This is a genomic window from Peterkaempfera podocarpi, assembly GCF_042466665.1.
In the GTDB taxonomy this organism is placed as follows: Bacteria; Actinomycetota; Actinomycetes; order Streptomycetales; family Streptomycetaceae; genus Peterkaempfera; species Peterkaempfera podocarpi.
Window position 1 is genome coordinate 5,020,168 of sequence record NZ_CP162102.1, and the last position, 26,271, is coordinate 5,046,438.

Annotated in this window: 32 protein-coding genes and 2 pseudogenes; 32 read left to right on the forward strand and 2 right to left on the reverse strand. The window is 70.1% G+C overall.

The window, feature by feature from the left end:
- The first annotated feature begins 2 nt into the window (after positions 1-2).
- From rplP to truA, 23 genes are all read left to right on the forward strand, one after another.
- Positions 3-422 (forward strand): 50S ribosomal protein L16, encoded by a 420-nt coding sequence (gene rplP, locus AB0761_RS22100; protein WP_111489784.1) that lies wholly within the window; start codon positions 3-5, stop codon positions 420-422.
- Positions 422-646 carry a 50S ribosomal protein L29 gene (gene rpmC / locus AB0761_RS22105; protein WP_377270839.1) on the forward strand — a complete coding sequence of 75 codons (225 nt, stop codon included), beginning with the start codon at positions 422-424 and terminating at the stop codon, positions 644-646. Before rplP ends, rpmC begins: the two co-directional genes overlap by 1 nt.
- Positions 646-924 carry a 30S ribosomal protein S17 gene (gene rpsQ / locus AB0761_RS22110; protein WP_111489786.1) on the forward strand — a complete coding sequence of 93 codons (279 nt, stop codon included), beginning with the start codon at positions 646-648 and terminating at the stop codon, positions 922-924. The genes rpmC and rpsQ overlap by 1 nt, the downstream gene beginning before the upstream one ends.
- A 99-nt stretch (positions 925-1,023) precedes the next feature.
- On the forward strand, positions 1,024-1,392 hold the full coding sequence (rplN, locus tag AB0761_RS22115; RefSeq protein ID WP_055585131.1) for a 50S ribosomal protein L14: 369 nt from the start codon (positions 1,024-1,026) through the stop codon (positions 1,390-1,392).
- Between the two features lie 12 nt (positions 1,393-1,404).
- Positions 1,405-1,728: a 50S ribosomal protein L24 gene (rplX, locus tag AB0761_RS22120; protein ID WP_377274259.1), complete on the forward strand. Its 324-nt coding sequence runs from the start codon at positions 1,405-1,407 to the stop codon at positions 1,726-1,728.
- Positions 1,728-2,297, forward strand: coding sequence for a 50S ribosomal protein L5 (gene rplE, locus AB0761_RS22125; RefSeq protein ID WP_377270840.1), 570 nt, complete (start codon positions 1,728-1,730; stop codon positions 2,295-2,297). The genes rplX and rplE overlap by 1 nt, the downstream gene beginning before the upstream one ends.
- Positions 2,298-2,299: 2 nt before the next feature.
- Complete coding sequence (locus AB0761_RS22130) at positions 2,300-2,485, forward strand: type Z 30S ribosomal protein S14 (RefSeq protein WP_055585129.1); 186 nt, start codon at positions 2,300-2,302, stop codon at positions 2,483-2,485.
- A gap of 185 nt (positions 2,486-2,670) precedes the next feature.
- A complete protein-coding gene (rpsH, locus tag AB0761_RS22135; protein WP_055585128.1) occupies positions 2,671-3,078 on the forward strand; it encodes a 30S ribosomal protein S8 in 408 nt (135 codons plus the stop codon).
- Between the two features lie 22 nt (positions 3,079-3,100).
- A complete protein-coding gene (rplF, locus tag AB0761_RS22140; RefSeq protein WP_055585127.1) occupies positions 3,101-3,640 on the forward strand; it encodes a 50S ribosomal protein L6 in 540 nt (179 codons plus the stop codon).
- A 3-nt stretch (positions 3,641-3,643) separates the two neighbouring features.
- Positions 3,644-4,027 carry a 50S ribosomal protein L18 gene (rplR, locus tag AB0761_RS22145; RefSeq protein ID WP_377270842.1) on the forward strand — a complete coding sequence of 128 codons (384 nt, stop codon included), beginning with the start codon at positions 3,644-3,646 and terminating at the stop codon, positions 4,025-4,027.
- Positions 4,028-4,073: 46 nt separating this feature from the next.
- The gene (rpsE, locus tag AB0761_RS22150; protein ID WP_055585125.1) at positions 4,074-4,685 is read left to right on the forward strand and encodes a 30S ribosomal protein S5; all 612 of its coding nucleotides are present in this window, start codon (positions 4,074-4,076) and stop codon (positions 4,683-4,685) included.
- Positions 4,685-4,867, forward strand: coding sequence for a 50S ribosomal protein L30 (gene rpmD / locus AB0761_RS22155; RefSeq protein ID WP_030300409.1), 183 nt, complete (start codon positions 4,685-4,687; stop codon positions 4,865-4,867). The genes rpsE and rpmD overlap by 1 nt, the downstream gene beginning before the upstream one ends.
- Before the next feature lies 1 nt (position 4,868).
- Positions 4,869-5,321 (forward strand): 50S ribosomal protein L15, encoded by a 453-nt coding sequence (rplO, locus tag AB0761_RS22160; RefSeq protein ID WP_377270844.1) that lies wholly within the window; start codon positions 4,869-4,871, stop codon positions 5,319-5,321.
- A gap of 235 nt (positions 5,322-5,556) precedes the next feature.
- The gene (gene secY, locus AB0761_RS22165) at positions 5,557-6,870 is read left to right on the forward strand and encodes a preprotein translocase subunit SecY (protein WP_377270845.1); all 1,314 of its coding nucleotides are present in this window, start codon (positions 5,557-5,559) and stop codon (positions 6,868-6,870) included.
- Entirely contained in the window at positions 6,870-7,520 is a 651-nt protein-coding gene (locus AB0761_RS22170) for an adenylate kinase (protein WP_377270846.1), read from the forward strand. Before secY ends, AB0761_RS22170 begins: the two co-directional genes overlap by 1 nt.
- A 140-nt stretch (positions 7,521-7,660) precedes the next feature.
- Entirely contained in the window at positions 7,661-8,494 is an 834-nt protein-coding gene (gene map / locus AB0761_RS22175) for a type I methionyl aminopeptidase (protein ID WP_377270847.1), read from the forward strand.
- 126 nt (positions 8,495-8,620) lie between these two features.
- A complete protein-coding gene (infA, locus tag AB0761_RS22180) occupies positions 8,621-8,842 on the forward strand; it encodes a translation initiation factor IF-1 (RefSeq protein WP_014144336.1) in 222 nt (73 codons plus the stop codon).
- A 205-nt stretch (positions 8,843-9,047) separates the two neighbouring features.
- The gene (gene rpmJ, locus AB0761_RS22185) at positions 9,048-9,161 is read left to right on the forward strand and encodes a 50S ribosomal protein L36 (protein WP_009740505.1); all 114 of its coding nucleotides are present in this window, start codon (positions 9,048-9,050) and stop codon (positions 9,159-9,161) included.
- 168 nt (positions 9,162-9,329) lie between these two features.
- Positions 9,330-9,710: a 30S ribosomal protein S13 gene (gene rpsM / locus AB0761_RS22190; RefSeq protein ID WP_377270848.1), complete on the forward strand. Its 381-nt coding sequence runs from the start codon at positions 9,330-9,332 to the stop codon at positions 9,708-9,710.
- Positions 9,711-9,782: 72 nt separating this feature from the next.
- Entirely contained in the window at positions 9,783-10,190 is a 408-nt protein-coding gene (rpsK, locus tag AB0761_RS22195) for a 30S ribosomal protein S11 (protein ID WP_037575384.1), read from the forward strand.
- Between the two features lie 194 nt (positions 10,191-10,384).
- Entirely contained in the window at positions 10,385-11,407 is a 1,023-nt protein-coding gene (locus AB0761_RS22200) for a DNA-directed RNA polymerase subunit alpha (RefSeq protein ID WP_055585118.1), read from the forward strand.
- Positions 11,408-11,505: 98 nt separating this feature from the next.
- Positions 11,506-12,000: a 50S ribosomal protein L17 gene (gene rplQ, locus AB0761_RS22205; RefSeq protein WP_377270849.1), complete on the forward strand. Its 495-nt coding sequence runs from the start codon at positions 11,506-11,508 to the stop codon at positions 11,998-12,000.
- 82 nt (positions 12,001-12,082) lie between these two features.
- On the forward strand, positions 12,083-13,000 hold the full coding sequence (gene truA / locus AB0761_RS22210) for a tRNA pseudouridine(38-40) synthase TruA (protein ID WP_377270850.1): 918 nt from the start codon (positions 12,083-12,085) through the stop codon (positions 12,998-13,000).
- On the opposite strand, the gene AB0761_RS22215 is transcribed toward truA, so the two are convergent.
- Positions 12,981-14,171 (reverse strand): hypothetical protein, encoded by a 1,191-nt coding sequence (locus AB0761_RS22215; protein WP_377270852.1) that lies wholly within the window; start codon positions 14,169-14,171, stop codon positions 12,981-12,983. The genes truA and AB0761_RS22215 overlap by 20 nt on opposite strands.
- Positions 14,172-14,318: 147 nt before the next feature.
- Here AB0761_RS22215 and AB0761_RS22220 point away from each other — a divergent pair, with 147 nt between their 5' ends.
- The 4 genes from AB0761_RS22220 to glmM all read left to right on the forward strand — a co-directional run bounded on the left by AB0761_RS22220 (position 14,319) and on the right by glmM (position 18,785).
- Positions 14,319-15,968 carry an ABC-F family ATP-binding cassette domain-containing protein gene (locus AB0761_RS22220; RefSeq protein WP_377270853.1) on the forward strand — a complete coding sequence of 550 codons (1,650 nt, stop codon included), beginning with the start codon at positions 14,319-14,321 and terminating at the stop codon, positions 15,966-15,968.
- 263 nt (positions 15,969-16,231) lie between these two features.
- A complete protein-coding gene (gene rplM / locus AB0761_RS22225; RefSeq protein WP_377270854.1) occupies positions 16,232-16,675 on the forward strand; it encodes a 50S ribosomal protein L13 in 444 nt (147 codons plus the stop codon).
- Positions 16,676-16,722: 47 nt separating this feature from the next.
- Positions 16,723-17,205, forward strand: a complete 483-nt coding sequence (gene rpsI / locus AB0761_RS22230; RefSeq protein WP_377270855.1) for a 30S ribosomal protein S9 — start codon at positions 16,723-16,725, stop codon at positions 17,203-17,205.
- Positions 17,206-17,423: 218 nt separating this feature from the next.
- Positions 17,424-18,785 (forward strand): phosphoglucosamine mutase, encoded by a 1,362-nt coding sequence (gene glmM, locus AB0761_RS22235; protein ID WP_377270856.1) that lies wholly within the window; start codon positions 17,424-17,426, stop codon positions 18,783-18,785.
- Positions 18,786-18,944: 159 nt separating this feature from the next.
- On the opposite strand, the pseudogene coaA reads toward glmM, so the two are convergent.
- A pseudogene (gene coaA / locus AB0761_RS22240) lies at positions 18,945-19,945 on the reverse strand (type I pantothenate kinase).
- A gap of 129 nt (positions 19,946-20,074) precedes the next feature.
- Here coaA and glmS point away from each other — a divergent pair.
- The 5 genes and pseudogenes from glmS to alr all read left to right on the forward strand — a co-directional run bounded on the left by glmS (position 20,075) and on the right by alr (position 26,271).
- The gene (gene glmS, locus AB0761_RS22245) at positions 20,075-21,931 is read left to right on the forward strand and encodes a glutamine--fructose-6-phosphate transaminase (isomerizing) (RefSeq protein ID WP_377270857.1); all 1,857 of its coding nucleotides are present in this window, start codon (positions 20,075-20,077) and stop codon (positions 21,929-21,931) included.
- A gap of 125 nt (positions 21,932-22,056) precedes the next feature.
- On the forward strand, positions 22,057-22,425 hold the full coding sequence (locus tag AB0761_RS22250) for a holo-ACP synthase (protein WP_377270858.1): 369 nt from the start codon (positions 22,057-22,059) through the stop codon (positions 22,423-22,425).
- Positions 22,426-22,468: 43 nt separating this feature from the next.
- A pseudogene (locus AB0761_RS22255) lies at positions 22,469-24,072 on the forward strand (NAD(P)H-hydrate epimerase).
- Between the two features lie 202 nt (positions 24,073-24,274).
- Entirely contained in the window at positions 24,275-24,970 is a 696-nt protein-coding gene (locus tag AB0761_RS22260) for a L,D-transpeptidase (protein WP_377270859.1), read from the forward strand.
- 131 nt (positions 24,971-25,101) lie between these two features.
- Positions 25,102-26,271, forward strand: coding sequence for an alanine racemase (gene alr / locus AB0761_RS22265; RefSeq protein WP_377270860.1), 1,170 nt, complete (start codon positions 25,102-25,104; stop codon positions 26,269-26,271).

Here is a 26,271-nt window from a genome sequence, read left to right on the forward strand (position 1 = left end):
CAATGCTGATCCCTCGCAGGGTCAAGCACCGCAAGCAGCACCACCCCAAGCGGCGTGGCGCTGCCAAGGGCGGCACTGAGCTCGCGTTCGGCGAGTACGGCATCCAGGCTGTCACCCCGGCCTATGTGACGAACCGGCAGATCGAGTCCGCTCGTATCGCCATCACCCGTCACATCCGCCGTGGCGGCAAGGTCTGGATCAACATCTACCCGGACCGCCCGCTCACCAAGAAGCCTGCCGAGACCCGCATGGGTTCCGGTAAGGGTTCTCCGGAGTGGTGGGTCGCGAACGTCCACCCGGGACGGGTGATGTTCGAGCTGTCCTACCCGAACGAGAAGGTTGCCAAGGAGGCGCTGACCCGCGCCGCCCACAAGCTTCCGATGAAGTGCCGGATTGTCCGGCGCGAGGCAGGTGAGAGCTGATGTCGGCCGGCACCAAGGCTGCTGAGCTTCGCGGTCTCGCCGACGAGGAGCTCGTCGGCAAGCTGCGTGAGGCGAAGGAGGAGCTGTTCAACCTCCGCTTCCAGGCGGCGACCGGGCAGCTCGAAAACCACGGACGGCTGAAGCTCGTCCGTAAGGACATCGCGCGGATCTACACCCTGATGCGCGAGCGCGAGCTGGGCATCGAAACGGTGGAGAGCGCCTGATGACTGAGAATGTGAACGAGACTGAGGCGCGCGGTTTCCGCAAGACCCGTGAGGGTCTGGTCGTCAGCGACAAGATGGACAAGACCGTCGTCGTCGCCGTCGAGGACCGCGTCAAGCACGCTCTGTACGGCAAGGTCATCCGCCGTACGAACAAGCTGAAGGCGCACGACGAGCAGAACGCTTGCGGCGTCGGCGACCGTGTCCTCCTCATGGAGACCCGGCCGCTGTCCGCGACGAAGCGCTGGCGCGTCGTCGAGATCCTCGAGAAGGCCAAGTAACGACCGCAGATTGGGCCGCGGCCTGTATGTGCACGGAGAGAGTCCGTGTGAGCAGCAGGCCGGCCCGGTCAGCGTGACGTTGACGATCAGGAGAAAGACGTGATCCAGCAGGAGTCGCGACTGCGAGTCGCCGACAACACGGGTGCCAAGGAGATTCTCTGCATCCGCGTTCTCGGTGGCTCCGGCCGGCGCTACGCGGGCATCGGGGACGTCATCGTGGCTACCGTCAAGGACGCGATCCCCGGTGGCAATGTGAAGAAGGGCGACGTCATCAAGGCTGTCGTCGTGCGGACCGTGAAGGAGCGCCGTCGTCCCGACGGTTCCTACATCCGCTTCGACGAGAACGCCGCCGTCATCCTCAAGAACGACGGTGACCCCCGTGGCACCCGCATCTTCGGCCCCGTGGGCCGTGAGCTGCGCGAGAAGAAGTTCATGAAGATCATCTCGCTCGCGCCGGAGGTGCTCTAACCGATGGCAGGCATGAAGATCAAGAAGGGTGACCTGGTCCAGGTCATCACCGGCAAGGACAAGGGCAAGCAGGGCAAGGTCATTCAGGCCTTCCCCGCCGAGCAGCGCGTCCTCGTCGAGGGTGTCAACCGGGTCAAGAAGCACACCAAGGTCGGCCAGACCGCCCGTGGTTCCCAGACCGGCGGCATCGTGACCACCGAGGCCCCGATCCACGTCAGCAACGTTCAGCTGGTTGTGGAGAAGGACGGCAAGAAGGTCGTCACTCGCGTCGGTTACCGCTTCGACGACGAGGGCAACAAGATCCGCGTTGCCAAGCGGACCGGTGAGGACATCTGATGAGCGAGACCACTGTCGAGAAGGTGCAGCCGCGCCTCAAGGAGCGGTACCGCGCTGAGATCAAGGGTCAGCTGCAGGAGCAGTTCTCCTACGACAACGTCATGCTGATCCCCGGCCTGGTCAAGGTCGTGGTCAACATGGGTGTCGGCGAGGCTGCCCGTGACAGCAAGCTGATCGAGGGCGCGATCCGCGACCTCACCGCGATCACCGGTCAGAAGCCGGCCGTGACCAAGGCCCGTAAGTCCATCGCGCAGTTCAAGCTGCGCGAGGGCCAGCCGATCGGCACCCACGTCACCCTCCGCGGTGACCGCATGTGGGAGTTCCTGGACCGTCTGGTGTCGCTGGCGCTGCCGCGTATCCGCGACTTCCGTGGTCTGTCGCCGAAGCAGTTCGACGGCCGTGGCAACTACACGTTCGGTCTGACCGAGCAGGTCATGTTCCACGAGATCGACCAGGACAAGGTCGACCGTCAGCGGGGCATGGACATCACCGTTGTCACCACCGCCCAGACTGACGACGAGGGCCGGGCGCTGCTGCGCGCCCTCGGCTTCCCGTTCAAGGAGAACTGACCGTGGCGAAGAAGTCCCTCATCGCGAAGTCGGAGCGCAAGCCGAAGTTCGGCGTTCGCGGCTACACCCGCTGCCAGCGCTGTGGCCGTCCGCACTCCGTGTACCGCAAGTTCGGCCTCTGCCGTGTGTGCCTCCGTGAGATGGCCCACCGCGGCGAGCTGCCGGGCGTGACCAAGAGTTCCTGGTAACACTCGGGGACCCGGCCCCACTGCGTTTTGGGGACTCGCCTGCGAGTCCCGTAAGGTAGTGGGGTCGGGCCCCTGTTGCCCGGATACGTCTTACTACACCGCAGGTCCCTGCCGCGCCTATCACGCTCCTTTCGGGGCGGGCTGCGCGCTGTCGGAAACCGCGGTGAGAGAGGCCTAAGGCCATCATGACCATGACCGACCCGATCGCAGACATGCTGACCCGTCTGCGTAACGCGAACTCGGCTTACCACGACTCCGTGGCCATGCCGGCGAGCAAGATCAAGTCGCACATCGCCGAGATCCTCCAGCAGGAGGGCTACATCTCCGGCTGGAAGGTCGAGGAGCCGCAGGAGGGCGAGGTCGGCAAGAAGCTGACCATCGAGCTCAAGTTCGGCCCCAACCGTGAGCGCTCGATCGCCGGTATCAAGCGCATCAGCAAGCCGGGCCTGCGGGTCTACGCAAAGTCCACCAACCTGCCGAAGGTCCTCGGCGGCCTGGGTGTCGCGATCATCTCGACGTCCCAGGGCCTCCTGACCGGCCAGCAGGCCGCCAAGAAGGGCGTGGGTGGGGAAGTCCTCGCCTACGTCTGGTAATTCGGGAAACGGAGGTATAGCCATGTCGCGAATTGGACGGCTGCCCATCCCGGTTCCCGCCGGCGTGGACGTCACCATCGATGGCCGGACGGTCTCGGTGAAGGGGCCCAAGGGTTCCCTCTCCCACACCGTCGCCGCGCCGATCGAGATCGGCAAGGGCGAGGACGGCAACCTTGTCGTCTCGCGTCCGAACGACGAGCGTATGTCGAAGGCCCTGCACGGCCTGAGCCGCACGCTGGTGGCGAACATGATCACCGGCGTGACCGCGGGCTACCGCAAGTCGCTCGAGATCAGCGGTGTCGGTTACCGCGTAGCCGCTAAGGGCTCCGCCATGGAGTTCTCCCTGGGTTACAGCCACCCGATCCTTGTCGAGGCCCCCGAGGGCATCTCCTTCCAGGTCGAGTCGCCCACCAAGTTCCACGTGGACGGCATCGACAAGCAGAAGGTCGGCGAGGTCGCCGCGAAGATCCGCAAGCTGCGCAAGCCCGACCCCTACAAGGCCAAGGGCGTCAAGTACGCAGGCGAGGTCATCCGCCGCAAGGTCGGAAAGGCTGGTAAGTAAGCCATGGCAGTCGGTGTGAAGATCGGCAAGGGCAACGCCTACAAGGGTGCCGCCCGCAAGCGCCGTGCCATCCGCGTTCGCAAGCGCGTCGTCGGCAGCGAGGTGCGTCCGCGCCTCGTCGTGACCCGCTCGAACCGCCACATGGTCGCCCAGGTCATCGACGACGCCCAGGGGCACACCCTGGTGTCGGCGTCGACCCTCGACGTGTCGATCCGCGGCAACGAGGGCGACAAGTCCGAGCAGGCCAAGAAGGTCGGCGCTCTGGTCGCCGAGCGTGCCAAGGCCGCCGGCATCGAGCAGGTCGTCTTCGACCGTGCGGGTAACCGCTACGCCGGCCGCATCGCGGCTCTGGCGGACGCGGCCCGTGAGGCCGGGCTCGACTTCTGAGCCGTTCGTCGCAAGCTAGCGGACGTAAACGAGAGAGGTAATTCCAATGGCTGGACCCCAGCGCCGCGGTGGCGGCGCCGGTGGCGGCGAGCGGCGTGACCGTAAGCGGGACGGTCGGGACGGCGGCCAGGCCGTCGAGAAGACCGCCTACGTCGAGCGTGTCGTCGCGATCAACCGCGTCGCCAAGGTTGTCAAGGGTGGTCGTCGTTTCAGCTTCACCGCGCTCGTCGTGGTGGGCGATGGCGACGGCACCGTCGGTGTCGGCTACGGCAAGGCCAAGGAGGTGCCGGCCGCCATCGCCAAGGGTGTTGAGGAGGCCAAGAAGCACTTCTTCAAGGTCCCCCGTATCCAGGGCACCATCCCCCACCCGATCCAGGGTGAGAAGGCCGCGGGCGTCGTGCTGCTGAAGCCGGCTTCCCCCGGTACCGGCGTTATCGCCGGTGGCCCGGTGCGCGCCGTTCTGGAGTGCGCCGGCGTTCACGACATCCTGTCGAAGTCGCTTGGCTCCGACAATGCGATCAACATCGTGCACGCCACGGTGGAGGCTCTGAAGGGGCTTGTCCGCCCCGAGGAGATCGCCGCCCGCCGCGGCCTGCCGCTTGAGGACGTCGCCCCCGCCGCACTGCTGCGGGCGCGCGCTGCGGGGGCGAGTGCCTGATGGCTCGCCTGAAGATCACGCAGACCAAGTCCTACATCGGCAGCAAGCAGAACCACCGCGAGACGCTGCGCTCGCTGGGTCTGAAGCGCATGCACGATGTCGTGGTGAAGGAGGACCGTCCCGAGATCCGCGGGATGGCCCAGACCGTGCGTCACCTCGTGACGGTCGAGGAGGTGGACTGACATGGGCGACAACCCGATCAAGATCCACAACCTGCGGCCCGCCCCGGGCGCCAAGACCGCCAAGACCCGCGTGGGTCGTGGCGAGGGCTCCAAGGGTAAGACCGCTGGTCGTGGTACCAAGGGCACCAAGGCCCGCTACCAGGTTCCGCAGCGCTTCGAGGGTGGGCAGATGCCCCTCCACATGCGCCTGCCGAAGCTGAAGGGCTTCAAGAACCCCTTCAAGGTCGAGTTCCAGGTGGTCAACCTGGACAAGCTCGCGGCTCTCTACCCGCAGGGTGGCGAGGTCACCGTGGCCGACCTGGTCGCCAAGGGTGCGGTTCGCAAGAACCAGCTCGTCAAGGTGCTCGGCACCGGTGAGATCACCGTGGCGCTGCAGGTGACGGTGGACGCCGTCTCCGGCTCCGCCAAGGAGAAGATCGCCGCCGCCGGTGGCAGCGTCACCGAGCTCATCTGAGACCTCGGCAGACAGCAGATGAACGGGGGCGTCCCTCCCAGGAGGGGCGGCCCCGTTCCGTGTGTCGGGCGATATCCCGGCATCTGGAGCGCCACGCGCTTCTTCCGGGTGGCCACGCACTGTTAGAGTCCGTGGAGTCCGCTTGTAGGCTGGCCGCAGACTCTGCCTGAAGGCCACCGGTCCCCAACTTCACCGACCCTTCCGCCGACGACGTGCGGGAGGCGCAGGAGGCACCGTGCTCAGTGCGTTCGCGCGGGCGTTCAAGACGCCCGACCTGCGCAAGAAGCTGCTGTTCACGCTGGGCATCATGGTGCTGTTCCGGCTCGGTGCACACATCCCGATCCCGGGCGTCAGCTTCCAGAACGTTCAGTCCTGCATCAACGAGAGCAAGGGCAGCCAGGGCCTCTTCGGCCTGGTGAACCTGTTCAGCGGCGGTGCACTGCTGCAGCTGACGATCTTTGCGCTGGGCATCATGCCCTACATCACGGCCAGCATCATCCTTCAGCTCCTCACCGTGGTGATTCCGCGGCTCGAGGCCCTGAAGAAGGAGGGCCAGGCCGGAACCGCGAAGATCACCCAGTACACCCGTTATCTGACCATCGCGCTGGCCGTGCTCCAGGGCACCGGCATCGTGGCCACGGCCTCCAGCGGCGCGCTCTTCAGCGGCTGCTCGGTGGGCGACCAGATCGTCCCCGACACCTCGGTCTTCCGGATCGCCGTCATGGTGATCACCATGACCGCCGGCACCACCGTGATCATGTGGCTCGGCGAGCTGATCACCGACCGCGGCATCGGCAACGGCATGTCGATCCTGATCTTCACCTCGATCGCGGCCGGCTTCCCGTCCTCGCTGTGGGCGATCAAGCTCCAGGGCAAGATCGGCGGCGGCTGGGTGGAGTTCCTCAGCGTCATCGCGATCGGCCTGATCGTGGTCGCCCTGGTCATCTTCGTGGAGCAGGCCCAGCGCCGGATCCCGGTGCAGTACGCCAAGCGGATGATCGGGCGGCGCGCCTTCGGCGGCACCTCGACCTACATCCCGCTCAAGGTGAACCAGGCCGGTGTCATCCCGGTCATCTTCGCCTCGTCGCTGCTCTACATCCCGTCGCTGGTGGTCCAGCTCACCGGTTCGACCTCGGGGTGGGCGGTCTGGGTGAAGGACAACTTCGTCCGCGGTGACCACCCGATCTACATGGCGATCTACTTCGTCCTGATCGTCTTCTTCGCCTTCTTCTACGTCGCGATCTCCTTCAACCCCGAGGAAGTCGCCGACAACATGAAGAAGTATGGTGGCTTCATCCCGGGTATCCGGGCCGGCCGCCCCACGGCGGAGTACCTGAACTACGTCCTTACCAGGATCACCTGGCCGGGTTCCCTCTATCTGGGCGTCATCGCGCTGATCCCGATGATCGCTCTGGTGGCGTTCAAGGCCAACCAGAACTTCCCGTTCGGCGGCACCAGCATCCTCATCGTCGTTGGCGTCGGCCTCGAAACTGTCAAGCAGATCGAGAGCCAGCTCCAGCAGCGCAACTACGAAGGGTTCCTCCGCTGATGCGAATCGTCCTCGTCGGACCTCCCGGGGCCGGTAAGGGAACGCAGGCCCATCTCCTGGCCAAGACCCTCTCCATCCCGCACATCTCCACCGGAGACCTGTTCCGCGCCAACATCAGCCAGGGCACCCCGCTGGGGCTCGAGGCCAAGGCCTACATGGACGCGGGCAAGCTGGTGCCGGACGAGATCACCATCGGGATGGCCAAGGACCGGATGTCGCAGCCCGACGCCGCCAAGGGTTTCCTGCTGGACGGCTTCCCGCGCAACCTCGGCCAGGCCAAGGCCCTGGACGAGATCCTGGCCGACGCCGGGATAGCGCTGGACGGGGTGCTGGACCTCGAGGTCCCCGAGGACGAGGTGGTCCGGCGCATCGCGGGCCGCCGCCTCTGCCGCAACGACGGCAGCCATGTCTTCCATGTGGACTACAACCCCCCGGCGCAGCCCGGTGTCTGCGACGAGTGCGGCGGTGAGCTCTACCAGCGCACCGACGACACCGAGGAGAAGGTCCGGGTCCGCCTGGAGGAGTACCACTCCAAGACCGAGCCCATCATCGGGTACTACGCGGACCAGGGTCTGCTGGTGACCATCCCGGCGCTGGGCAAGGTGTCCGAGGTGACGGAGCGCGCCATCGAGGCGCTCCGCGGCAAGTAGCTCACACGGCCGGGCCGTGGCAGTCCCCCAGGGGGCGGCCACGGCCCGGCTCATGTGCGGGGTCCCCGAGGCCGTACCGTGGAGGGGATCCATGAAGTCGTGAGGACGAGGAACGCGCAGTGCTGGGAAGGCGAGAGCGCATGGTAGAGATCAAGACCCCCGAGCAGATCGCCAAGATGCGTGAGGCCGGGCTGGTCGTCGCCGAGGCGCTCAAGGCGTGCCGGGAGGCCGCCGTTCCCGGCGCCACCACGGGCGAGCTGGACGCGGTCGCCGCCAAGGTGATCGCCGACCACGGCGCCACCTCGAACTTCCTGGGCTACCACGGCTTCACCGGCACCATCTGCGCCTCGGTGAACGATGTGGTGGTGCACGGCATCCCCGGCGACCTGGAGCTGCGCTCCGGTGACCTGATCTCCATCGACTGCGGTGCCATCGTCGACGGCTGGCACGGCGACGCGGCGATCACCGTGCTGGTCGGCGAGGGCCACGGCCAGGAGCTGCACGAGCTCAGCCGGGTCACCGAGGCCTCCATGTGGGCCGGGATCGCGGCCATGAAGCGCGGCAACCGCCTGCAGGACGTCAGCCGGGCCATCGAGTCCTATGTCCGCCGCCAGCCGCTGCCGCCCAAGGGGAAGTACGGCATCGTCGAGGACTACGGCGGCCACGGCATCGGGTCGGCCATGCACATGGACCCGCACCTGCTGAACTACGTCGACCGCGGCCGCGGCCGCGGGGCCAAGCTGGTGCCCGGTCTCTGCCTCGCGATCGAGCCGATGCTCAGCCTGGGCACCCCGCGCACCCATGTGCTCGAGGACGAGTGGACGGTGAAGACCAACGACGGCACCTGGGCCTCGCACTGGGAGCACTCGGTGGCGCTGACCGAGGAGGGCCCGCTGGTGCTCACCGCCTTCGACGGCGGCCGGGAGAAGCTTGCGGAGCTGGGGATCACCGCCGCGCCGGACCCCCTTGCCTGAGCCGGTTTCGCGTTTGATTGGGCACTGAAGTAGACTGACGCGTCGGCTCATTCCTGACTTCGGCACGTCCGTGCCCGGGTTGAGGCGATCAAGGTAGTCGAGCCCGGAAGGCGATCAGCGAACCTTATGCCCAAGAAGCAAGGGGCCATCGAGATCGAGGGCACCGTCATCGAGTCTCTGCCGAACGCCATGTTCAAGGTGGAGCTCCAGAACGGGCACAAGGTCCTCGCGCACATCAGTGGAAAGATGCGGATGCACTACATCCGGATCCTCCCGGACGACCGTGTCGTCGTCGAGCTCAGCCCGTACGACCTCACCCGCGGTCGCATCGTCTACCGCTACAAGTAGGACTTCCTGGCCGCCGGGCGGGCGGACAGGTGAAACGCCTGTGGAGTGAAGGCAAGTCCGGGAGCGATCCCGGCGCATCACAGCGAAACAGGAACCCCTACCGTTCGGGAGGGGCGCCAAAAGTAACACCAGATCTCGCGCCGTGACGGCCGTACCCCAGCGGTACGGCCCTCTCGTGGCGCACGACCCGGAGAACCTGAATCCCATGAAGGTCAAGCCGAGCGTCAAGAAGATCTGCGACAAGTGCAAGGTGATCCGCCGCCACGGCCGGGTCATGGTGATCTGCGAGAACCTGCGCCACAAGCAGCGTCAGGGCTGATCATCCCCCGACTGCACGGGTCGTAACTCTTCGCGCGACGCGAATTTTCCCACGTGATGCCCGTCCCCGATGGGGGCGCCACCCCTGGCGGAGGCCAGGGCCCTCCCCGCGAGAGCGGAGAGAGAGCGGTATCGCGCCAAACCTCCGAAGAAACACAGGAGCCAATCCATGGCACGCCTCGCCGGCGTCGACCTCCCCCGCGAGAAGCGGATTGAGATCGCCCTCACCTACATCTACGGCATCGGTCGTACCCGGGCCCAGCAGTCGCTGGTCGAGACCGGCGTGAACCCGGACGTGCGCGTCCGCGACATCGCCGAAGAGGACCTCGTCAAGCTGAGCAAGTGGATCGAGGAGAACTACCGGGTCGAGGGTGACCTCCGCCGTGAGGTCCAGGCCGACATCCGCCGCAAGGTCGAGATCGGCTGCTACGAGGGTCTGCGTCACCGCCGCGGTCTCCCCGTCCACGGCCAGCGCACCCACACCAACGCCCGTACCCGCAAGGGTCCGCGTCGCGCCATCGCCGGCAAGAAGAAGCCGGGCAAGAAGTAGTCCGCCCCCAAACCGGACTTCCCTCCGGCCCGCGGGTAGCGGACCGACCACCTCATCAGGAGATTCAGACTTATGCCTCCGAAGGGCCGTCAGGCTGCGGGCGCCAAGAAGGTGCGCCGCAAGGAGAAGAAGAACGTCGCTCACGGGCACGCCCACATCAAGAGCACGTTCAACAACACGATCGTCTCGATCACCGACCCGACCGGCAACGTGATCTCGTGGGCCTCCGCCGGCCACGTCGGCTTCAAGGGCTCGCGCAAGTCCACGCCGTTCGCCGCGCAGATGGCCGCCGAGGCTGCCGCCCGCCGCGCTCAGGAGCACGGCATGCGCAAGGTCGACGTCTTCGTCAAGGGCCCCGGCTCCGGCCGTGAGACCGCGATCCGCTCCCTGCAGGCCACCGGCCTCGAGGTCGGCTCGATCCAGGACGTCACCCCGACCCCGCACAACGGCTGCCGCCCCCCGAAGCGCCGCCGCGTCTGACCCCTGTGGCAGCCGCTTCGGCCGAAGCGGCTGCCGGGTCCGACTCCGCGCCGTCGCCGCCCCGGGCGATCCGACGGCCGGGTTCGCGGTCCAAGCGTCACCTGTACGGGCTCCCCTTCACCCGGGGAGCCCGTACGCTTGAGTCCATCGGCATCAAATAGCGGGTGCCGAAGACAACTGGAGGAACACCTCTCATGCTGATCGCTCAGCGCCCCTCGTTGACCGAAGAGGTCGTCGACGAATTCCGCTCCCGGTTCGTGATCGAGCCGCTGGAGCCGGGCTTCGGCTACACCCTCGGCAACTCGCTCCGCCGCACGCTCCTCTCCTCGATCCCGGGTGCCGCAGTCACCTCCATCCGGATCGACGGCGTCCTGCACGAGTTCACCACCGTGCCGGGTGTCAAGGAGGACGTCACCGACCTCATCCTCAACATCAAGCAGCTGGTCGTCTCCTCGGAGCACGACGAGCCGGTCGTGATGTACCTGCGCAAGCAGGGCCCGGGTGTGGTCACCGCCGCCGACATCGCGCCCCCGGCCGGTGTCGAGGTGCACAACCCCGAGCTGGTCCTCGCCACCCTGAACGGCAAGGGCAAGCTGGAGATGGAGCTGACCGTCGAGCGCGGTCGCGGCTATGTCTCCGCCGTGCAGAACAAGCAGTCCGGCCAGGAGATCGGCCGTATCCCGGTCGACTCGATCTACTCGCCGGTGCTCAAGGTCACCTACAAGGTCGAGGCGACCCGTGTCGAGCAGCGCACCGACTTCGACAAGCTGATCGTCGACGTCGAGACCAAGCCCGCCATGCGTCCCCGTGACGCCATGGCCTCGGCCGGCAAGACCCTCGTCGAGCTGTTCGGCCTCGCCCGCGAGCTGAACGTCGACGCCGAGGGCATCGACATGGGCCCGTCCCCCACGGACGCCGCCCTGGCCGCCGACCTGGCGCTGCCGATCGAGGAGCTGGAGCTCACCGTCCGCTCCTACAACTGCCTCAAGCGCGAGGGCATCCACACCGTGGGTGAGCTCGTCGCCCGCTCGGAGGCGGACCTGCTCGACATCCGCAACTTCGGTGCGAAGTCGATCGACGAGGTCAAGGCGAAGCTGGCCGGCATGGGCCTGGCCCTCAAGGACAGCCCGCCCGGATTCGACCCCACCGCGGCGGCCGACGCCTTCGGCGCCGACGACCTGGACGACTCCGGTTACGCGGAGACCGAGCAGTACTGAGCAGTCCCCCGATGAGCCAAGTCCTGCGGGCACCGTGCCCGCAGGCCCTCTCCGGTACCTGATACGGCCGGAGCAGGAGATATGAGGAGAGAATCCCCATGCCGCGTCCCACCAAGGGAGCCCGTCTCGGCGGCGGTCCGTCGCACGAGCGTCTGCTGCTGGCCGGTCTGGCCCGCGAGCTGTTCCAGTACGGCCGCATCACCACCACCGAGGCCAAGGCCCGTCGCCTGCGCCCGGTGGCGGAGAGGCTGATCACCAAGGCGAAGAAGGGCGACCTGCACAACCGTCGCCTGGTGCGTCAGAGCATCACCGACATTGCGGTGCTGCACACCCTCTTCACCGAGATCGCGCCGCGCTACGAGAACCGCCCCGGCGGTTACACCCGCATCACCAAGATCGGTCCCCGTCGTGGCGACAACGCCCCGATGGCCGTGATCGAGCTGGTGGAGGCCCTCACCGTCGCGCAGAACGCGGTCGGCGAGGCCGAGGCCGCCACCAAGCGGGCCGTCAAGGAGGCCGACGAGGCCAAGGCCGCCGAGGCCACCGAGACCGAGGCCACCGAGGCCCCGGCCGAGGAGTCCAAGGACGCCTGAGCCCTGTCCCAGGGTTCAACCGAGGCCCGCTCCCCCCGCCCGGGGGAGCGGGCCTCTCCGCCGTATCAGGGAGATTCGAGCAGTGGTCGACGAGTGCGACGAGAAGCCGGCACTGGACGGGCCCGCCGAGGGCTGCGTCCGGATCAGGCTGGACCTGGCCTACGACGGGTCGGAGTTCTCCGGCTGGGCGCGTCAGCCCGGACGGCGGACCGTCCAGGGCGAGCTTGAGGAGGCGCTGCGCACCGTGCTGCGCACCGACCTCCCGGTGGAGCTGACGGTGGCCGGCCGCACCGACGCCGGGGTCCACGCGAGGGGCCAGGTCGCCCATGTCGACCTGCCCGAGGAGCTCTGGGCCGCGCACCGGGAGAAGGTGCGGCGCAGGCTGGCGGGGCGGCTTCCGGCGGACGTCCGGGTGTGGTCGCTGACCGAGGCCCCGCACGGCTTCGACGCCCGATTTGCAGCCGTCTGGCGCCGCTACGCCTACCGGATAAGCGACCACCCGGGCGGGGTGGATCCGCTGCGCCGCGGCCATGTGCTCTGGCACGACCGCCCGCTGGACGTGGCCCTGATGAACCAGGCCGCCCGGCTGCTGCTGGGGGAGCACGACTTCGCCGCGTACTGCAAGAAGCGGGAGGGGGCCACCACCGTACGGACCCTGCTGGAGCTGGGCTGGGAGCGCACCCCCGACGACCCGATGGCCCATCGCGACGGGACCGGCCTGGTGGTGGCGACGGTCCGCGCCGACGCCTTCTGCCACAACATGGTGCGGGCCCTGGTGGGGTCGATGCTGCTGGTGGGCGACGGCCGGCGGCCGGTCGGGTTCCCCGGGGAGGTGCTGGCCGGACGGGTGCGCAACTCGGCGGTCAATGTGGTGCGCCCGCACGGGCTGACCCTGGAGGAGGTCGGCTATCCGGCGGACGGGCTGCTGATGGAGCGCAATCGCACCGCCCGCCGGATGCGCACCCTGCCGGGTGCTGTGGTCAGCCCGCCGGAGCGGTGACCGCGGGCTGGGAGGCGGCCAGCCGGCCGCGCTGGTACAGGGTGTTGCGGGCCAGGGTCGCGATGTCGCGGCTGGCCTTCTGCACCTTCTTGTCGCCCTTGGGCACCGGCTTGCCGTTGGTGTAGCCGCCGATGGTGAAGTAGGCGTAGCGGCCGGCGGAGGCCTGGGAGCTCAGGCACTGCACATTGCGGCAGAACGCCTTGATGTTCCGGTAGAGCGAGAAGATGTTGCCGGTGTTGACCTTCGCCACGGCCTGCGCCTGCGTGGAGTCGTCGAAGACCACGATGCCCACGGTGACCGCGATGCCCTTGCTGACATAGGTGGCGCGGTAGACGGCCCGGCACTTGTGGGTGGCGAACACCTCACCCAGACCGCTGGAGCCCGCCTTGGCGCAGTTGCCGGTGGCGTTGGGAGAGCCGTCCCGTGTGTAGACGGTGCCGTTGATGGGGACCTGCACGTCGGGGAAGAGGGTGCGGGTGTTCAGCGGCGCGGTGTCCTTGCCCGCGGAGGAGATGATTGTCAGCGGGTCCACCGGGGGCGGCGGAGGCGTGGACGGCTTGGGGCTCGGCTTGGTGACGGAGGCCGTGGGGGAGGGGCTGGTGGAGGGGCCGGCCTCCGGGCCGCTCTTGGAGCCGAAGACACCCAGCGCGGCCGCCACGATGCCGCCCACCACCAGCACCGCCGCCACGCCGCTGCCGATCGTGTACAGCCGCTTCTTCTTGCGGGCGGCGGCGTCGTTCCGGTCCGCCAGCGCGGCCCAGTCGGGCTCCGTGGAGCTGCGGGGGACGGCGCCGGCCTGGTTGTACGGCCCGGGCTGCTGCGGGTAGCCGCCCTGCTGGGGATAGCCCTGCTGGGGGTAGCCGTAGCCCGGCTGCTGCTGGGGGTAGCCGTACCCGGCGGGCTGGCCCGTGGCGTGGGCAGGGAAGGGCGACTGGGGCTGCTGGCCGCCGGAGGCGCGCTGGGGGAGTCCCTGCGGGGTCGTCCCCGCCGGGGCGGACGCCTGCGGTCCGCCCTGCTGCTGACCGGGCCACTGTGCGCCGCCCTGCGGCTGCTCCTGCTGTCCTGGCTGTGCCTGCTGCTGTCCCGGCTGTCCCTGCTGCTGACCCGCCTGCGGCCCGTCCTGCGGCTGCTCGCCGCCGGCACCCGGGGCCGCTCCCCACCCATCGCTCATGGGCCCGAATCTTAGGGCATTCGGCTTTACCGACCCATGGGGAGGGCGCCAACAGTCCTGGGCGCAGGGGACCTTCGGGGCTCCGGTGGGGCCGTCGTCGGAAAAGCGCTTGGGCGGGGCCCCGGGCACAGCGGAGAATCCCCTGCCATGGGACACGTCGAGATCTCGCACCTGGAGTACTACCTGCCGGACGGGCGGGTGCTGTTCAATGACGCGTCCTTCCGGGTCGGCGAAGGCGCCGCGGTCGCCCTGGTCGGCGCCAACGGCGCCGGCAAGACCACCCTGCTGCGCCTGCTGGCGGGCGATGCCCAGCCGCACGGCGGGACGCTCGCGGTGAGCGGCGGCCTCGGGGTGATGCGGCAGTTCGTCGGCACCACCGGCCGGGGTTCCGACGGCGGTGGACTCCCGGAGGACGCCTCCGTACGGGACCTGCTGGTCTCGGTGGCCCCGCCGAGGATCCGCACCGCGGCGCTGGCGGTGGACGCGGCCGAGCTGGCGATGATGGCGCAGGACGACGAGCCGGCCCAGCTGGGCTACGCCCAGGCGCTGGCCGACTGGGCGGACGCCGGCGGCTATGAGTACGAGACCGTCTGGGACGTCTGCACCACCGCGGCGCTGGGCATGCCCTTCGAGTCGTCCCAGTGGCGCGGTCTCGGCACCCTCTCCGGAGGTGAGCAGAAGCGGCTGGTGCTGGAGGCGCTGCTGCGCGGGCCGGACGAGGTGCTGCTGCTGGACGAGCCGGACAACTATCTGGACGTCCCCGGCAAGCGCTGGCTGGAGGAGCAGATCCGGGCCACCGCCAAGACGGTGCTCTTCATCTCCCACGACCGGGAACTGCTGGCACGCACCGCAGACAAGATCATCAGCGTGGAGCCGGGCCCGGCGGGCAGCCGTGTCTGGGTGCACGGTGAGGGCTTCGCCTCGTACCACGAGGCCCGCAAGGAGCGCTTCGAGCGGCTGGAGGAGCTGCGCCGCCGCTGGGACGAGGAGCACGCCAAGCTCAAGCAGCTGGTCAACACCCTGAAGAACAAGGCCGCCTTCAACGACGGCCTGGCCTCCCGCTACCAGGCGGCGCAGACCCGGCTCCGCAAGTTCGAGGAGGCGGGCCCGCCGGAGGTGCCGCCGCGCGAGCAGCAGATCTCCATGCGGCTCAAGGGCGGGCGTACCGGGGTGCGGGCGGTCACCTGCAAGGGGCTGGAGCTCACCGGGCTGATGTCCCCGTTCGACCTGGAGGTCTTCTACGGCGAGCGGGTGGCGGTGCTGGGGTCCAACGGCTCCGGCAAGTCGCACTTCCTGCGGCTGCTGGCGGGGGACGCCTCGGTACGGCACCAGGGGGACTGGAAGCTGGGCGCCCGTGTCGTCCCGGGCCACTTCGTGCAGACCCATGCCCACCCCGAGCTGCTCGGCCGCACCCCGCAGGAGATCCTGGCGACCGAGCACGCCCGGGACCGCGGGCAGGCGATGAGCGCGCTGCGCCGCTACGAGCTGCACGGCCAGGCCGACCAGCGCTTCGAGTCGCTCTCCGGTGGGCAGCAGGCGCGGCTGATGATCCTGCGGCTGGAGCTGTCCGGGGTCACCGCGCTGTTGCTGGACGAGCCCACCGACAACCTGGACCTGGAGTCGGCGGAGGCGCTGCAGGAGGGGCTGGAGGTGTTCGAGGGGACGGTGCTCTGCGTCACCCACGACCGCTGGTTCGCCCGCTCCTTCGACCGCTTCCTGGTCTTCGGGCAGGACGGCCGGGTCTACGAGGCGCCCCAGCCGGTCTGGGACGAGAAGCGGGTGACCCGCGAGCGCTGACCCCGGACGGGTGACGATCGGGGCAGAGATGACCCGTACGCCGGACGGGTCGTTTTGACCCGTCCGGGCCCGGCCCGGTATTCTGCGAGCTTGTTGTGCGTATTGGCTCGCTCCATCTCACGTGAGAGGTCGGTACGCCGGTTCACCGGGCCGATGACCAGCGGATCCCGCCTTGTTGCGTCCAAGGCGGCATGTCCAGGCTGATCGTGATCGTCCGGGTGGCCCTGTCAGGACACACTCACTGAAAAGCGAAGGCTACGACCGTGCGTACGTACAGCCCTAAGCCCGGCGACGTCCAGCGTCAGTGGCACGTCATCGACGCGACCGACGTCGTGCTGGGCCGCCTGGCCACCCAGGCCGCATCTCTCCTCCGGGGCAAGCACAAGCCGGTGTACGCGCCGCACGTTGACACTGGTGACTTCGTCATCATCATCAACGCCGACAAGGTGCACCTCTCCGGTAACAAGCGGGAGCAGAAGCTGGCCTACCGCCACTCCGGCTACCCGGGCGGTCTCCGCTCGGTGCGCTACGGCGACCTCCTGGACAAGACTCCGGAGAAGGCCGTCGAGAAGGCGATCAGGGGCATGCTGCCGAAGAACTCCCTCGGCCGCCAGATGCTCTCCAAGCTGAAGGTGTACTCGGGCGACCAGCACCCCCACGCTGCCCAGCAGCCGGTGCCGTTCGAGATCACCCAGGTCGCGCAGTAATTCCGGCCACCAAACCCCCATCTGAGTAGCAGGAGCTGAGGATCACCGTGGCCGAGACTGCCATCGAGACCCCCCTCGAGGTCGAGGAGACCGTCGAGGAGAACTACACCACCGAGTCGCTGGCCTCCCGCTTCGGCGAGGCCATCCCGGGCGCCGGCCTCGGCCGTCGCAAGGAGGCGATCGCCCGCGTGCGCATCGTCCCCGGCACCGGCGTGTGGAAGATCAACGGTCGCACCCTCGAGGAGTACTTCCCGAACAAGGTGCACCAGCAGATCGTCAACGAGCCCTTCAAGGTGCTCGAGATCGACGGTCGTTACGACGTCATCGCCCGCATCAGCGGCGGCGGCGTCTCCGGCCAGGCCGGCGCCCTGCGCCTCGGCGTGGCCCGCGCCCTCAACGAGGCGGACGTGGACAACAACCGCGGCCCGCTCAAGAAGGCCGGCTTCCTGACCCGTGACTCCCGCGCCATCGAGCGCAAGAAGGCGGGTCTGAAGAAGGCCCGTAAGGCGCCGCAGTACAGCAAGCGCTAAAGCAGAGGCTTCGGCCTCGGCTTCCACGACGCCCCGGGGGCAGCAGCCCCCGGGGCGTCGTGCATCCTGAGCAGCATCATCGGGCGTGCAATGGCGTCCAATGGAGTAGTCGTACGGAATGCAGGCCCCCGGGACCGGGCAGGTGCACACGCACTGCGCACCACCACCGGTCCCGGTGCGTGCTTCCGCGCGGCGACGAGCCACGGAGGTTGGATTCAGTGGGACGACTCTTCGGCACGGACGGCGTACGTGGCGTCGCCAACGCGGACCTCACCGCCGAGCTGGCGCTCGGCCTCTCGGTGGCCGCAGCACATGTGCTCGGCGACGCCGGGGCCTTCGAGGGCCACCGGCCGGTCGCGGTGGTCGGCCGCGACCCCCGCGCCTCGGGCGAGTTCCTGGAGGCCGCGGTCATCGCCGGCCTGGCCAGCTCCGGCGTGGACGTGCTGCGGGTCGGTGTGCTGCCCACCCCGGCGGTGGCCTACCTCACCGGTGCGCTCGGCGCGGACCTCGGCGTGATGCTCTCGGCCAGCCACAACCCGATGCCCGACAACGGCATCAAGTTCCTCGCCCGCGGGGGCCACAAGCTGGCCGACGAGATCGAGGACGCCATCGAGGAGCTCTACCACAGCCATGCCGCGGACGACTCCTGGCAGCGCCCGGTGGGCGCCGCGGTCGGCCGGGTCCGCAGCTACGACGAGGGCTTCGACCAGTACATCGCGCACCTGGTCGCCGTGCTGCCCAACCGGCTGGACGGGCTGAAGGTGGTCATCGACGGCGCCCACGGCGCCGCCGCCCGGATCTCCCCCGAGGCCTTCGCCCGCGCCGGCGCCGAGGTCGTCCACACCCTGGGGGCGGAGCCCAACGGCCTCAACATCAACGACGGCGTCGGCTCCACCCACATCGAGAAGCTGCGCACCGCGGTCCTCGACCACGGCGCCGACCTGGGTGTCGCCCATGACGGCGACGCCGACCGCTGCCTGGCGGTGGACGCCGGCGGCAACGAGATCGACGGCGACCAGATCCTCGCGGTACTCGCGGTCGGCATGCGAGAGGCAGGCCGGCTGCGCAAGAACACCGTGGTCGGCACCGTGATGTCCAACCTCGGCTTCAAGCTGGCCATGGAGCGCGAGGGCATCGAGCTGGTGCAGACCGCGGTCGGCGACCGCTACATCCTGGAGTCGATGCGGGAGCACGGCTACTCGCTCGGCGGCGAGCAGTCCGGCCACGTCATCCTGCTGGACCACGCCACCACCGGCGACGGCACTCTCACCGGTCTGATGCTGGCCGCCCGGATCGCGGCCACCAAGCAGCCGCTGGCCGACCTGGCCGCCGTGATGTCGCGGCTGCCGCAGGTGCTGGTCAACGTCAAGGGCGTGGACCGCGGCCGGGTGAACACCTCCGAGGAGCTCGCCGCCGCGGTGGCCGCCGCCGAGAGCGAACTGGGTACCACCGGACGGGTGCTGCTGCGTCCCTCGGGCACCGAGCCGCTGGTCCGGGTGATGGTGGAGGCGGCCGAGGCGGAGCAGGCGCAGGCCGTCGCCGAGCGCCTCGCCGACGCCGTCCGCACCCATCTGGGCTGACCGGGCCTCCGGCCACCACCGGTGGAGCGGCCCGGCCGCCCCTGAGGGCGCCGCGCGGATGCCCGCCCCGCCCCGGCGGGCGCGGGCGTGCGCTTCCCCGCGCCCGGGGCGGCCCGGGGCGGCCCGGGGTGTGGGCCCGGGGTGTGGGCCCGGGGTGTGTCAGAGCTTGCGGAGGCGGGCCCGGCGCACCTTGTGGTCCGGGCCCTTCTGCAGCACGAGGGTGGCCCGGCCGCGGGTCGGCAGCACGTTCTCCAGCAGATTGGGCCGGTTGATGGTGCGCCACACGGTGCGCCCGTACTCCAGGGCCTCCTCCTCCGGCACGTCGGTGAAGCGGCGGAAGTACGACGAGGGGTCCTGGAAGGCTGTCTGCCGCAGCTTGCGGAAGCGGGAGAGGTACCAGGACTCGATGTCGTCGGTGCGCGCGTCGACATAGATGGAGAAGTCGAAGTAGTCGGAGACCGCCAGCCGGGTGCGGCCGTCCTTGCCGGGGAGGGCGGGCTGCAGCACGTTCAGCCCTTCGACGATCAGGATGTCGGGCCGGCGGACCGTCAGCTTCTCGCCCGGCACGATGTCATAGACCAGGTGGGAGTAGACCGGGGCCGTCACCTCGTCCTTGCCGGCCTTGACGTCCGCGACGAAGCGGGTGAGCGCCCGGCGGTCGTAGGACTCGGGGAACCCCTTGCGGGCCATCAGCCCGCGGCGCCGCAGCTCGGCGTTGGGCAGCAGGAAGCCGTCGGTGGTCACCAGCTCCACGCTGGGGTGCTCGGGCCAGCGCGCCAGCAGCGCCTGGAGCAGCCGTGCCGTGGTGGACTTGCCGACCGCGACCGACCCGGCCACGCCGATGACGAAGGGCGTACGGACGGCCTCGGCGTCGGGCCCCTCCGGGAACTTGGGGCTGCCCAGGAAGGTCCCGAGCGCGCCGCGCAGTTCCCTGGTGGCGTGGATGTAGAGGTTGAGCAGCCGGGAGAGCGGCAGATAGACGTCGACCACCTCGTCGAGGTCCATGGCGTCGCCGAGGCCGCGCAGCCGCTCCACCTCGGCCGCGGTGAGCGGCAGCGGGGTGCGTCGCGCAGTGCGCTCCACTCCGCTCGGTCCAGGTCCACGTACGGGGTCGGGGAGGGCGCCGTCACGCTCTGCAGGCGGGCATCGGTCGTCAGCACATGGTCCATTGTCGTCGGTGCGGTCGGCGGCGTGGGGTGTGCGTTCCGTCACGGACGGATCACCCGGGGAGGGCTCACCCGGTGTGACGAGTCGTACCGGTGGGCCGGAGGCAGCTTATGCTGGCGCTCATGTGCGGAATCGTTGGATATGTGGGCGGGCAGCCCGCGCTTGATGTAGTGATCGCGGGTCTGAAGAGACTGGAGTACCGGGGGTACGACTCGGCGGGTGTCGCCGTCCAGACCGGGACGGACGGCCTGCTGGCCGTCGACAAGCGGGCGGGCAAGCTCGCCAATCTGGAGAAGTCCCTCGCCGACGCTCCGCTCCCCGGTGGCACCACCGGTATCGGCCACACCCGCTGGGCCACCCACGGCGGCCCCACGGACGCCAACGCCCACCCCCATCTGGACGGCGCGAACAGGGTCGCGGTCGTCCACAACGGGATCATCGAGAACTTCGCGGCACTGCGGGCCGAGCTCGCCGAGCGCGGCCATGAGCTGCGCTCCGAGACCGACACCGAGGTCGTGGCGCATCTGCTGGGCGAGGAGTACGCCCCGGCCGGGGGCGACCTGGCCGAGGCGATGCGGCGGGTCTGCCGCCGGCTGGACGGCGCCTTCACCCTGGTGGCGGTGCACGCGGACGCGCCCGGAGTGGTGGTGGGCGCCCGCCGTAACTCCCCGCTGGTGGTCGGCCGCGGCGAGGGCGAGAACTTCCTCGCCTCGGATGTCGCCGCCTTCATCGCCCACACCCGCGAGGCGATCGAGCTGGGCCAGGACCAGGTCGTGGAGCTGCGCGCCGACGCGGTCACGGTGACCGACTTCGACGGCGCCCCGGCGGACGTCCGCGAGTACCACGTGGACTGGGACGCCTCGGCCGCCGAGAAGGGCGGCTACGACTACTTCATGCTGAAGGAGATCGCCGAGCAGCCCAAGGCGGTCGCCGACACCCTGCTGGGGCGGATCGGCACCGACGGCCGGCTGACCCTGGACGAGGTGCGCATCGAGGACCGGGTGCTGCGGGCGGTCGACAAGATCGTCATCGTGGCCTGCGGCACCGCCTTCCACGCGGGCATGATCGCCAAGTACGCCATCGAGCACTGGACCCGGCTGCCCTGCGAGGTGGAGCTGGCCAGCGAGTTCCGCTACCGCGACCCGATCCTCGACCAGCAGACCCTGGTGATCGCCATTTCGCAGTCCGGCGAGACCATGGACACCCTGATGGCCCTGCGGCACGCCCGCGAGCAGGGCGCCAAGGTGCTGGCGATCTGCAACACCAACGGCTCCACCATCCCCCGCGAGTCCGACGCGGTGCTCTACACCCACGCGGGGCCCGAGGTGGCGGTGGCCTCCACCAAGGCGTTCCTCACCCAGTTGGTGGCCTGCTACCTGGTCGCCCTCTACCTGGGCCAGGTCCGCGGCACCAAGTGGGGCGACGAGATCAACACGGTCATCCGGCAGCTCGCCGACGCGCCCCGCCAGGTGGAGGAGGTGCTGGGCACCATGGAGCCGGTGCGTGAGCTCGCCCGCTCGCTGTCCTCCGCCTCCGCGGTGCTCTTCCTCGGCCGCCATGTGGGCTACCCGGTGGCACTGGAGGGTGCGCTCAAGCTCAAGGAGCTGGCGTACATGCACGCCGAGGGCTTCGCGGCGGGAGAGCTCAAGCACGGCCCGATCGCGCTGATCGAGCAGGACCTGCCGGTGGTCGTGGTGGTGCCCTCGCCGCGCGGCCGCTCGGTGCTGCACGACAAGATCGTCTCCAACATCCAGGAGATCCGCGCCCGCGGTGCCCGCACCATCGTGATCGCGGAGGAGGGGGACGAGACGGTGGCGCCCTACGCCGACCACCTGATCCGCATCCCGGTGACCCCGACGCTGCTCCAGCCGCTGGTCTCCACGGTGCCGCTGCAGGTCTTCGCCTGCGAGCTGGCCACCGCCCGGGGCCACGAGGTGGACCAGCCGCGCAACCTCGCCAAGTCGGTGACCGTCGAGTAGCCCACCCCGTTCGGCGCAGTCCGGGCCGTCCCCGTCCGGGGGCGGCCCGGACTGCTGTATCCGCCGCTGTGCGCGATGCTGTGGAACAACAGTGCGGGACGGCCCGTGGGGACAGGAGCGAGCGGATGATCATAGGTGTGGGCATCGATGTCGCCGCCATCGACCGCTTCGGTGCGTCGCTGGAGCGGACGCCGCGGATGGCCGAGCGCCTCTTCACCGAGGGGGAGCTCTACCTTCCGTCGGGCGAGCGGCGCGGCACCGCCTCGCTGGCGGTCCGGTTCGCGGCCAAGGAGGCGCTGGCCAAGGCGCTGGGGGCGCCGTCCGGCCTCAACTGGCTGGACGCCGAGGTGTACAGCGAGCCGTCCGGGCGGCCGCTGCTGAAAGTCGGGGGGACCGTCGCCGCCCGCGCCTCCGAACTCGGGGTGACCGCCTGGCATGTGTCGCTCAGCCATGACGCGGGCGTGGCGTCGGCTGTGGTGATCGCCGAAGGGTGACACTCGTTCGGCGGACAGGCGGAAGTCGCTGAGGGAGGCTCGGATGCGGTATGCGCACACGGTCGAGCGGGTGCGGGCGGCAGAGGCTGCGCTGATGGCCCGGGTACCGGACGGTGCGCTGATGCAGCGGGCCGCGGCGGGACTGGCCGCCACCTGCGCCCAGGCGCTGACGGACCTGCGTGGCGGCGTCTACGGCAGCAGGGTGGCGGTGCTCGCCGGCAGCGGGGACAACGGGGGCGACGCGCTCTATGCGGGCGCCCGGCTGGCCCGGCGCGGTGCGGGGGTCACCGCGGTGCTGCTGACGCCGGAGCGGGCGCACCAGGGCGGTCTGGCGGCGCTGCGGGCGGCGGGTGGCACGGTGGTGGCGCACGGCAGGGCGGCGGCGGAGGCGGCGGTGGACCGTGCCGACCTGGTGCTGGACGGCATCGTCGGCATCGGCGGGCAGGGCGGGCTGCGCCCCGAGGCGGCGTCCTGCGCGGCGGCGGCCCAGCGGGCCCGGGAGCGGCACGGGGCGCTGGTGGTGGCCGTCGACCTGCCCAGCGGGGTCGACGCGGACACCGGAGAGGTCCACGGGGCGGCCGTACGGGCCGATGTGACCGTCACCTTCGGCACCCACAAGCCGGGGCTGCTGGTGGACCCGGGGGCCGGGTACGCGGGGGTGGTGCGGCTGGTGGACATCGGTCTGGGGCCCGAGCTCGGGGTCGGCCGGCCCGGCGGTCCGGCCGCGGCCGAGGCCCTGCAGCACGCCGATCTGGCGGCGCTGCTGCCGATGCCCACCGGCGAGAGCGACAAGTACCGGCGCGGGGTACTGGGCATCGCCGCCGGCTCCGCCCGGTACCCGGGGGCGGCCGTGCTGGCCGTCGCCGGGGCGCTGCACGGGGAGCGGGGGCGGTGCGGTACGCGGGCAGCGCGGCCGAGGAGGTGGTGCGGCGCTTCCCGGAGACCCTGGTGACCGCGGGCGGGCCGCAGGAGGCCGGCCGGGTCCAGGCCTGGGTGGTGGGGCCGGGCCTGGGCGACGACACCGACCGGGGGATGCGCGAGGCGCTGGCCCAGGACGACCTGCCGGTGCTGATCGACGCCGACGGGCTGAGCTGGCTGGCCGAGAGGGGCCCGGCCGCACTGGAGGGCCGCACCGGCCCGGTGCTGCTCACCCCGCACGCGGGCGAGGCCACCAGGCTGCTGGCCGCGGCCCATCGGGGCGCCACGGCCGACTCGGTGGCCCACGCCCGGCTGCGGCACGCGGTGCGGCTGGCCGAGCTGTACGGGGCGACGGTGCTGCTCAAGGGGTCCACCACGGTGGTGGTCCCGGCCCCGGCCGAGGCCGCCGCGACCCGGGGTGCCTGGCACCGGGAGTGGCCGACCTTCCCGGTGGCCGGCGGTTCCCCCGTACGGGTAAACCCGACCGGTACGCCCTGGCTGGCCACGGCCGGCAGCGGCGATGTGCTCTCGGGCCTGGCCGGAGCGCTGCTGGCGGCCGGACTGGCGCCGGTGGACGCGGCGTCCGGTGCCGCCTATCTGCACGGTCTCGCCGCCCGGGTCGCCGCGGCGGGCCGCCGTGGCGACCCCGCGGACGGCGCCCCGGTCTCCGCCCTCGATGTGGCGGGGGCGCTGCGCGCCGCCTGGCGCCGGGTCCGGGCCTCGGGCTGACGGTTCCTCATCTCTCCTACGGCGGCCGGGCGCACCAGCGCCCGGCCGCCGCTCTGCTGTCCGCCCATCACATGTCCATAACGCGTGCAACCGAAGTGGCCGGTCGGACGGTCATTTCAGATGTGCGGGCGAGTGCCCGCACGACTCTCTGGGGGAATGGCGCGCCGCGTCGTCGACGGGCGTGTGCCGAGGAGGCGAGAGCATGCGAATCAGGCAGGTGTCCGGTAGACGGGCAGGGGCGGCGCTGGCCACGGCGGCCCTGGTGGCCCCGCTGTCGTTGTTCGTGGTGGGGGGCGAGGCGCAGGCGGCCACGTCCTGCACCACCAAGACCGGTCCCTACCAGCGGCAGGTGGAGTCGTACCTGAAGCTGAAGGTGGACGGAAAGCAGTCCGCCACCGACTGCCGGGCGATCCAGAAGTTCCAGGTCAAGTATGGGATCAGCCCGCACATCGGCTACGCCGGCCCGGTCACCTGGGGCAAGGTCCAGGAGCTGAAGGCCAAGGCCAACCCCAACGCCGCAGGCAAGTGCCCGACCAACAAGGGCCGGATCGCCTGTGTGGATCTGGGGCGCCAGCTGATGTGGGTCCAGAACGGCAAGAAGGTGATCTTCAGCCCGGTCAAGATCCGCTCCGGCCGCAACAACTACGAGACCCGCACCGGGCTCAAGCGCATCTACTGGCGCCACCAGAACCACTGGTCGACGCTGTACAACGTGGCGATGCCGTACAGCCAGTTCTTCGACGGCGGCGAGGCGTTCCACGGGGTGTCCATCCCGATCTCCACCCCTCCGGGCTCGCACGGCTGCGTCAACATGACCAACAGCGACGCCAAGCGCCTCTGGGGCGTGCTCAAGCTCCACGACTACGTCTACGTCTGGGGCAAGCGCCCCGGCACCTGATCGAAAGCCCCCCAGCGGGCCGCGGCGCCCGCCCCCAGCAGGACCGGGGGCGGGCGCCGCGCGTGTTCCCGATCACCTCCGGAGGGCCGCACAGCAGTGGGATGGGAGACTGGCAGGCGATGAGAACAGCAATGCGTGCTGAAGCAACCGTGGACCTGGCCGCGCTGCGGGCCAACGTCGAAGCCCTGGACGCCAGGGTCGGCCGGGCCGCGGTGATGGCTGTGGTGAAGGCGGACGCCTACGGTCACGGCCTGCTGCCCTGCGCCCGGGAGGCGCTGCTGGCGGGCGCGCCCTGGCTGGGAACCGCCACCCCGGAGGAGGCCCTGGCGCTGCGCGCCGCCGGGATCGGCCCGGACCGGGCACGGGTGCTCTGCTGGCTCTGGACGCCCGGCGGGCCCTGGGACGAGGCGCTGCGCGCCCAGGTGGACATCTCCGTCAGCGGCCGCTGGGCCCTCACCGAGCTGCTGGCCGCCGTCGAGCGCACCGGCGTCCCGGCCAGGATCCACCTGAAGGCCGACACCGGTCTGGGCCGCAACGGCTGCCAGCCGCACGACTGGCCCGACCTGGTGGCCGCCGCCCGTCGCGCCGAGGCGGCGGGACAGCTGCGGATCGCGGGCATCTGGTCGCACTTCGCCGCGGCGGACGAGCCGGGCCATCCCTCGATCCAGGCCCAGCTGACCGCCTTCCGCGAGGCGCTGGCGCATGCGGAGGCACAGGGTGCCGAGCCCGAGGTGCGCCACCTCGCCAACTCGCCCGCCACCCTGCTGCTGCCCGAGGCCCACTACGACCTGGTCCGCACCGGAGTGGCGATGTACGGGCTCTCCCCGGTCCCCGAGGAGGGCTCGCCGGCCGACTTCGGGCTGCGTCCGGTGATGACCCTGGAGGCCAGGCTGGCCTCGGTCAAGCAGGTGCCCGGCGGCCACGGGGTGAGCTACGGCCACCACTACACGACCCCCGGCGAGACCTCGCTGGCCCTGGTGCCGCTGGGCTACGCCGACGGCATCCCCCGCCACGCCAGCGGCTGCGGCCCCGTCCAGGTGGCCGGGAAGTGGCGCACGGTGGCCGGCCGGGTCGCGATGGACCAGTTCGTGGTGGACCTGGGCGGCGACCATGCCGCCGCCGGCGACGAGGCGGTGCTGTTCGGCCCGGGGGACCGGGGCGAGCCCACCGCCGAGGACTGGGCGCGGGCCTGCGGGACGATCTCCTACGAGATCGTCACCCGGATCGGGGTAAGAGTTCCCCGCAGGTATGTGCACGGTCGGGCCGGCGCCGAGCCGGGCGGGCAGGAGGTCACCCTCTGA

Bases quoted from the DNA above. Each gene is read 5' to 3' on its own strand.
- rplF (WP_055585127.1), top strand. From the start codon at position 3,101: ATGTCGCGAATTGGACGGCTGCCCATCCCGGTTCCCGCCGGCGTGGAC.
- AB0761_RS22200 (WP_055585118.1), top strand. From the start codon at position 10,385: ATGCTGATCGCTCAGCGCCCCTCGTTGACCGAAGAGGTCGTCGACGAA.
- AB0761_RS22215 (WP_377270852.1), bottom strand. From the start codon at position 14,171: ATGAGCGATGGGTGGGGAGCGGCCCCGGGTGCCGGCGGCGAGCAGCCG.
- rplP (WP_111489784.1), top strand. From the start codon at position 3: ATGCTGATCCCTCGCAGGGTCAAGCACCGCAAGCAGCACCACCCCAAG.
- rplE (WP_377270840.1), top strand. From the start codon at position 1,728: ATGAGCGAGACCACTGTCGAGAAGGTGCAGCCGCGCCTCAAGGAGCGG.
- AB0761_RS22220 (WP_377270853.1), top strand. From the start codon at position 14,319: ATGGGACACGTCGAGATCTCGCACCTGGAGTACTACCTGCCGGACGGG.
- glmS (WP_377270857.1), top strand. From the start codon at position 20,075: ATGTGCGGAATCGTTGGATATGTGGGCGGGCAGCCCGCGCTTGATGTA.
- alr (WP_377270860.1), top strand. From the start codon at position 25,102: ATGCGTGCTGAAGCAACCGTGGACCTGGCCGCGCTGCGGGCCAACGTC.
- rpsE (WP_055585125.1), top strand. From the start codon at position 4,074: ATGGCTGGACCCCAGCGCCGCGGTGGCGGCGCCGGTGGCGGCGAGCGG.
- rpmC (WP_377270839.1), top strand. From the start codon at position 422: ATGTCGGCCGGCACCAAGGCTGCTGAGCTTCGCGGTCTCGCCGACGAG.
- rpsM (WP_377270848.1), top strand. From the start codon at position 9,330: ATGGCACGCCTCGCCGGCGTCGACCTCCCCCGCGAGAAGCGGATTGAG.
- rplR (WP_377270842.1), top strand. From the start codon at position 3,644: ATGGCAGTCGGTGTGAAGATCGGCAAGGGCAACGCCTACAAGGGTGCC.
- rpsH (WP_055585128.1), top strand. From the start codon at position 2,671: ATGACCATGACCGACCCGATCGCAGACATGCTGACCCGTCTGCGTAAC.
- AB0761_RS22170 (WP_377270846.1), top strand. From the start codon at position 6,870: ATGCGAATCGTCCTCGTCGGACCTCCCGGGGCCGGTAAGGGAACGCAG.
- rpmJ (WP_009740505.1), top strand. From the start codon at position 9,048: ATGAAGGTCAAGCCGAGCGTCAAGAAGATCTGCGACAAGTGCAAGGTG.
- AB0761_RS22260 (WP_377270859.1), top strand. From the start codon at position 24,275: ATGCGAATCAGGCAGGTGTCCGGTAGACGGGCAGGGGCGGCGCTGGCC.
- rpmD (WP_030300409.1), top strand. From the start codon at position 4,685: ATGGCTCGCCTGAAGATCACGCAGACCAAGTCCTACATCGGCAGCAAG.
- rplO (WP_377270844.1), top strand. From the start codon at position 4,869: ATGGGCGACAACCCGATCAAGATCCACAACCTGCGGCCCGCCCCGGGC.
- rplQ (WP_377270849.1), top strand. From the start codon at position 11,506: ATGCCGCGTCCCACCAAGGGAGCCCGTCTCGGCGGCGGTCCGTCGCAC.
- rpsK (WP_037575384.1), top strand. From the start codon at position 9,783: ATGCCTCCGAAGGGCCGTCAGGCTGCGGGCGCCAAGAAGGTGCGCCGC.
- map (WP_377270847.1), top strand. From the start codon at position 7,661: ATGGTAGAGATCAAGACCCCCGAGCAGATCGCCAAGATGCGTGAGGCC.
- rpsQ (WP_111489786.1), top strand. From the start codon at position 646: ATGACTGAGAATGTGAACGAGACTGAGGCGCGCGGTTTCCGCAAGACC.
- AB0761_RS22250 (WP_377270858.1), top strand. From the start codon at position 22,057: ATGATCATAGGTGTGGGCATCGATGTCGCCGCCATCGACCGCTTCGGT.
- rplX (WP_377274259.1), top strand. From the start codon at position 1,405: ATGAAGATCAAGAAGGGTGACCTGGTCCAGGTCATCACCGGCAAGGAC.
- infA (WP_014144336.1), top strand. From the start codon at position 8,621: ATGCCCAAGAAGCAAGGGGCCATCGAGATCGAGGGCACCGTCATCGAG.